Genomic DNA, 6,512 nt, shown 5'->3' with positions numbered 1-6,512 from the left:
AAAGACTCCAGCCCGGGCGATCCTGATGGCGCGGCCTCCTCCGTTCTTCCCTCGGTGATCAACTACCTGCCACGGGGGCACTGCGTACTGCTGGTGATGCGAACTGCTCAGCGGCCTGTGACAGCGCCACTCTTCGGCAGCCAGCCCCGTTGCCCGTCCTGCGTCTGCTCTGGCTTGGAACCCCACTGCCGAACTTCCCGGTGCGCGCGTCCGCAGCCGACGCCTTCACCGAGGTACCGCTCAGTCACTTCACTGCTGGGTACTGCGAACTGCACTCACGGGTACCGCAACTGTCATGACAGCGGTCCCGCTCCGGCGGCCCCTCACTGCGGGCCACCCGGTCCGGCCGTCAGTCCCGTCGCCGTCCTTAAACAACCCTGGCTTCGAAACTCCACTGCCGCACCGTCCTGCAACTACACGTACTGCCGGCAGTTCGTCTCTGCCAGGCCTTGCTGTCTCTCTGGGCTACGAGAGAAACCATAACCACGCCAACACTCAATGTCTACTCTGGCCGACAGAGATTTTCGCGCGTCCCGTGAGGAGGTAATCGGCCTCGCCGGAGGTCTCGGCCGGGGATGGGCCGCCCGCGTATCTGCACTCCCATATGGAGCGGATCGCGGATGTCAGCGCCTGGACCATGGGCGACTTCAACTACTCCGATCACTGACGTCGCGCCGCGCAGAGAAACCCACCAGTACGCGGGAGGGCCCGACCAGCGTGTGCCGGTCGGGCCCTCTTGGCTGTTCGGGTGTCAGCTCGCGCTTCTCATCGGCCAGGCGGCCAGGCGGCCAGGCGGTCAGACGGCCGCCGGGACGCCGAGCATCGCGGAGGCGTGCTGAAGCGTGCTGAGGGTGCGGGTGGGCGCGGCGGCCCGGGGAAGGCTGCGGCAGGTGAAGCCGAGCTTGGTCATGGCCCGGAGGACTTCGTCGGCGCTGAAGTCGCGGCGGTCCTGGCGGGTGATGACCTCGCCGACCTGCTTGACGGGGTAGGTACGGCGGCCGATGGTCACGGACTCGCCGACGACCTCCTCGGGCTTGACGCCCTTCATGGAGTCCAGGACGCCGCTCCTGGTGAGCTCGAACGGGAAGCGGGCGATAACACAGCGCACGATGCCTCACAGGGGAGAGGAAGGGGATTGTTCCGCCGTGGTGAGACGGTTCAGAGGGCCAGGGCCAGGGCGAGGACGCCCGGGGCGCCGGCCTGTTCGTCCACGACGGACTGGGCAGCGAGCCGGCGGCGGTGCGCGACGTGCTCGGCCATCATGGTGGCGGGCGAGGTGCGGGGCCCGCGGTCGCCGAGGATGTCGCGCAGCTGGAGCCGGTCCGTGTAGGCGGGGCTGTCGCGGATGGTGGTGAGCTGGGCCCGGGTGACCAGTCCGGTGCACAGACCGTCGTTGTCACAGACCATCAGGTGTCCGGTCCTGGCGCCGGCCATGACGGACAGGGCCACCTCGACGGTCATGTCGTCGCAGACCTGTGGTCCGGCCGTGTTCATGGTGTCGAGCGCCGTCCTGGGCACGGGGGTGGCGTTCGCCGAGTGGGGCTGCATCTGGACCAGCGTCACAACGTACCTCCTGCAGAGATGGGTCAGCTTCAGGATCACGCGGTGCTCAGGCCGCCGCGTCGAAGGCGGACTGTCGCCCGCTCACGCGCCGGGCAGCCGTGGCGGAGCTGCGGCGGCCGCGGGAGGCCGTGCCGCGCTTGCGCCGCTCGGGTGTCGGCGCGGTGATCGTCACGGGGATGCCGGAGGGAGTCCGGGCGCCGGTGATCCGGCGGAGTGCTTCCTCGCCGGAGCGGACCTGGGTGGTCCGGGGCACGATGCCGGCGGCCGCCATGAGGCGCGTCATGTCGCGGCGCTGGTTGTTGGTGACCAGGGTGACGACACTGCCGGACTCGCCGGCCCGCGCGGTACGGCCGCCGCGGTGGAGGTAGTCCTTGTGGTCGGTCGGCGGGTCCACGTTCACGACGAGGTCGAGGTGGTCGACGTGAATGCCGCGCGCCGCGACGTTCGTCGCGACCAGGACGGTGACGTGCCCTGTCTTGAACTGGGCGAGGGTGCGGGTGCGCTGCGGCTGCGACTTGCCGCCGTGCAGGGCGGCAGCCCGGACACCGCTGGCGAGGAGGTCCTGGGTGAGGCGGTCCACCGCGTGCTTGGTGTCCAGGAACATGATCACCCGGCCGTCGCGCGCCGCGATCTCCGTCGTCAGCCGGTGCTTGTCGGCACCGTGCACGTGCAGGACGTGATGTTCCATCGTGGTGACCGCACCCTGGGATGGGTCCACGGAGTGGACGACGGGGTCGGTGAGGTAGCGACGGACCAGACGGTCGACGTTACGGTCCAGGGTCGCGGAGAACAGCATGCGCTGGCCCTCGGGGCGGACCTGGTCCAGGAGCGCGGTGACCTGCGGCATGAAGCCCATGTCGGCCATCTGGTCGGCTTCGTCCAGGACTGTGGTCGCGACCTGGTCCAGCCGGCAGTCACCGCGGTCGATGAGGTCCTTGAGACGACCGGGGGTGGCCACGACGACTTCGGTGCCGCCCCGCAGTGCATTCGCCTGCCGGCCGATCGGCATCCCGCCGACGACAGTGGCCAGGCGCAGCTTCACAGCGCGGGCGTAAGGGGTGAGGGCATCGGTGACCTGCTGAGCGAGTTCCCTGGTGGGAACCAGAACCAGGGCCAGCGGCTGACGGGGCACGGCGCGCTGCCCGGCGGTGCGGGCCAGCAGGGCCAGGCCGAAGGCGAGAGTCTTGCCGGAGCCGGTCCGGCCGCGGCCCAGGACGTCACGGCCCGCCAGAGAGTTCGGCAGCGTCGCGCCCTGGATCGGAAACGGCGTGGTCACACCCTGCGCGGTGAGCGCGGCCAGCAGGCCCCTCGGCATGTCGAGATCGCTGAACACCTCGACTGCCGGCAGCGCCGGAGTGATCGTCTCCGGCAGGGCGAACTCTCCCTGCATCGCGGCGGGCCGCCGGCCACCCGAACGGCTCGGACCTGCCGAACGGTTCGGACCTGCCGAACGGTTCGGGGCAGACGAACCGAAGCGACTGCCCCGAATCGAACCAGCGGTGGAGTCGTACCCGTGGCCGCCGTTGCGGCGGGCGCGGGAGGAACGGCTGCTCGTGCGTGTGGGGTTCATACAGAACCTTCCTCGATACGGCGCGTATCAAGGAATTCCGCAGCGTAAGAGCAGCGTGGGGAATCACAGGCACGGACCGAATGGAATGCGAACGTGGCCCACAGGAAATCCGTGTCGACGACGACGTACGCAAAAATGGGAGATGGCGTGCGAAAAAGAATCCGGTGCATCGCCGGGCGGGCTCCGAGGAGCCTGTGCGCCTCAATATTTTATTCCCGTGGACGAACCACTGCGGAAATGCGTGCAGCTGGGGCCCGCACCCCGAGGGATGCGGGCCCCAGCTACGAAATGCGCGCCAGCGTCAGGCGGAAACGATGTTCTCGGCCGTCGGGCCCTTCTGGCCCTGCGCGATGTCGAAGCTGACCTTCTGGCCTTCCTGCAGTTCACGGAAGCCCTGGGCGGCGATGTTCGAGAAGTGGGCGAACACGTCAGCGCCGCCACCGTCCTGCTCGATGAAGCCGAAACCCTTTTCCGCGTTGAACCACTTCACGGTGCCAGTAGCCATGTCATATCTCCTTTGGGCAGTACACCGGAATCCGTACTGTACGGAATCCGCGTCGCCGCGATGATGCCCCGCCCGGAAAATGACCGGAAATACAAAGCGCTTCCCTGCGGCATTGAGGCCGACTGGAGACGCTTGAAGTTCTTGGGTACCAAAACTGCAACCGAGTCCGACAGTAGCACGACGTGGCGGATGTTGTGTGTCAAATATTTCCCCGTGCGCGCTGCGGTAAAAACTCTCCCAGTAAGGGCCGCTAAATTCTGAGACCGCCGGCACAGGTATTCATTTACGTCGAGTGCAGCGTTTTTCGAAGGCAAGTAGGTCAAGCGGCTGCGACGTCTGCAGTCCATCGGAACCTGCGTCAGCGGGCCACGGGCCCCGGAGCGCCCTCCCGACAGCTCGCAGGAGACCCTGTGGCCGCGAGCCCGCCGACCTCCGCCGGCCAACCGTCCTTCTGGGGGGCGGGTTCGCGTGGCGAGGTCGGTGGACAAGCGCCGTCGCCCCGCTCCCCGGACGGCGGATGGGCTGCGGGGGCTTCGGCTCCGTAGCGGAGGCGGCTGTCGTCTCGATCGAGGGTGGCGAGACGATCGGCGTCGCCGCCACGCCACTCGATGAGCAAGACGGTCGCGTCGTCGCCGGTGACACCGCCTCGTTCCTGTTCCAGGGCGTGGGACGCGCGCACCCCCGGCCGCACCGCCGTGTGGTCACGGACGGCTCGGTCGGTCCACTCGATGAGTTTGCTCTTCACCGAACGCATGATCTGCGCGGTGACAAAGCGGTCATTGCCGAACTGCTCATTGATGGACCTGTCCATGAATGCACACACCTGGGACAGGCCGGTGTCGGCCCGTCACGTATGGCACAGGACCCGGTAGCCACCGTCGCCATGCTCGCCGAGTACAGGCGGGCGCGCGGAGGAGAGGTTGAAGAGGTCCAGACATGGGACCTCGTCTCGGACGCGCTCGACGCCACCACGCCGGTGACCCACGACGCACGCCTCTACCAGGCGAGCGCCGGGAAGTTGCTCGGCTTCGTACGGAACATCCCGGCGCACGCACGGACGCTGATATGGGTCGGGCACAACCTCGGCACGCAGGACCTGGTCCTGATGCTCACAGGCGAGGCAGACAGCTACGCCCTGGAGCAGACGCGTACGAAGTTCCCGGCGTCCGCGATCGCCGGGCAGGCAGCAGGCGCGCGTTTCGCCGCAGGCTCCATCGACCGTCCGGTGGTCAGGCCGTTTGAGTTCGGAGGCATGGCACCCGGACTTCACCGTCCGGACAGTGCCGTCGGTGCGGGCTCTGTGGAGGGGACCGCGGATTTCTCCGGTTCTGCCACCAGGGCCAAGGGAGCCGATGGCTTATTGATCGCCACGCCCGTCCCGCGGCGAGTTTGTGAGATCACCTGGCTGGCGGCGCATCTCTGCGTACGGCGGACTTGGGCTATGGGCAGGTGGGTGCCGTTTGTCGCATCTGGGCTAATCTCGCTCCGTGCATTCAGGGGGCATGTCGGATTATCGACTACGTGAATTCAAATGTTTCATCGAATTTTGCGTTGTTGAATGAGTGATCATTCCCCCCTCCCCTCTTGCTTGTTGTTGGCGGGTTGATTCACCTGAGTAATATGCGGCAGCAGTAAAGGCTTTCCGGGTGATCGGTAGGGCCCGGTGCGCCGTACCCCCCCCCACAGAAAAGGCTTTCGATGAGGCTGAAGATTCCTCGATCGGCTCATGGCCGCGCTTTGTCCGGCTGGCTGGCCTCGGCCGTTGCCGCAATGGTTGCCGCAGCGGTGGTCGTGGTGACGCCAACGCCGGCGTCGGCCATCGCAACACATGTGAACCTCGGCAGAGCAACCAGTTTCTCGGTTCTGGGAGCGGAGGAAGTCACCAACACCGGGAACAGTTCGCTTGAGGGAGACCTCGGCGTGAGTCCAGGGACGTCCATCACCGGATTCCCGCCCGGCACCGTCGGCGGTGCCGTGCACCAGACGGACGCTGTGGCAGGCGGGGCCCAGGCGGACCTGACGACGGCGTACAACTCCGCGGCCGGCCAGGCCACGAATTTCCCGCTTGCGGCGGCTATCGGCGCGGGCCAGACGCTGCTGCCGGGCGTCCACACCTCCACATCCGGTGTCCTGCTCACCGGCGACCTGATCCTGGACGCTCAGGGTGACCAGAACGCCGTCTGGGTGTTCCAGATTCCTGAGGCCCTGACCGTGGCGTCCTCCGCCCGGGTGCTCCTCACGAACGGCGCTTCGGCGTGCAACGTGTTCTGGCAGATCAGGGATTCGGCCACCATCGGCACCGGCTCCAGCTTCGTGGGCACGATCATGGCCGGGATTTCGATCACCGTGAACACGGGGGCGAACATCCAAGGCCGGGCGCTGGCTCGTACCGGCCTCGTGTCGCTCCAGAACAACAGGATCTTCTTCGGTGGATGCCCGACCGGGTCGACGACGGGTGCCACCACCGGGTCGACGACGGGTGCCACCACCGGCGCGACGACGGGTGCCACCACCGGCGCGACGACGGGAGCCACCTCCGGCGCGACGACCGGAACCTCCACCAGCGGAGGGCTCGTCAGTGGCGGCCTCGTCAGCGGCGGCCTCGTCAGTGGCGGCCTCCTGGGCGGACCCATCGTCGGGACCGGCGGCACCTCGGGCAACATCGCCGGTAACACGTCCGGGAACACTGCGGGCAACACTGCCGGGAACAACGCCACCACCGGGAACACCGCCGGGAATGCCACCGTCGGCAACACCGGCGGCGGGCACGGCGGCAAGCCTGGCCATAAGCATGAGGGCGCGCCTGGTAGGCCCGGTCATGGCGGGCAGCCTGACAAGCAGAACTACGGCTACGGCAACAAGCCCAAGGACCAC

General features: G+C 67.5%; 6 protein-coding genes. 2 read left to right on the top strand and 4 right to left on the bottom strand.

All coding sequences use genetic code 11. The annotated features are described in order from the left end of the window. Positions 1–796 precede the first annotated feature (796 nt). The 4 genes from EES42_RS20290 to EES42_RS20275 all read right to left on the bottom strand — a co-directional run bounded on the left by EES42_RS20290 (position 797) and on the right by EES42_RS20275 (position 3,638). On the bottom strand, positions 797–1,108 hold the full coding sequence (locus EES42_RS20290) for an SCO5918 family protein (protein ID WP_124719668.1): 312 nt from the start codon (positions 1,106–1,108) through the stop codon (positions 797–799). A 50-nt stretch (positions 1,109–1,158) separates the two neighbouring features. Continuing rightward, positions 1,159–1,563, bottom strand: a complete 405-nt coding sequence (locus EES42_RS20285) for a CBS domain-containing protein (RefSeq protein WP_124719667.1) — start codon at positions 1,561–1,563, stop codon at positions 1,159–1,161. 46 nt (positions 1,564–1,609) lie between these two features. Next, the gene (locus EES42_RS20280) at positions 1,610–3,133 is read right to left on the bottom strand and encodes a DEAD/DEAH box helicase (protein WP_124719666.1); all 1,524 of its coding nucleotides are present in this window, start codon (positions 3,131–3,133) and stop codon (positions 1,610–1,612) included. Positions 3,134–3,434: 301 nt separating this feature from the next. Beyond that, positions 3,435–3,638 (bottom strand): cold-shock protein, encoded by a 204-nt coding sequence (locus EES42_RS20275; RefSeq protein ID WP_072489439.1) that lies wholly within the window; start codon positions 3,636–3,638, stop codon positions 3,435–3,437. 517 nt (positions 3,639–4,155) lie between these two features. On the opposite strand from EES42_RS20275, the gene EES42_RS20265 reads away from it, so the two are divergent. Both EES42_RS20265 and EES42_RS20260 read left to right on the top strand, forming a co-directional pair. Then, a complete protein-coding gene (locus EES42_RS20265) occupies positions 4,156–5,163 on the top strand; it encodes a hypothetical protein (RefSeq protein WP_164495269.1) in 1,008 nt (335 codons plus the stop codon). Between the two features lie 173 nt (positions 5,164–5,336). Continuing rightward, a partial coding sequence (locus EES42_RS20260) for an ice-binding family protein (RefSeq protein ID WP_164495276.1) occupies positions 5,337–6,512 on the top strand: 1,176 nt, incomplete at its 3' end.

This window comes from Streptomyces sp. ADI95-17, assembly GCF_003846175.1.
Taxonomy (GTDB): Bacteria; Actinomycetota; Actinomycetes; order Streptomycetales; family Streptomycetaceae; genus Streptomyces; species Streptomyces sanglieri.
Note: the sequence above shows the minus strand (reverse complement) of the source record. Positions and strands in the feature narration are given on the sequence as shown.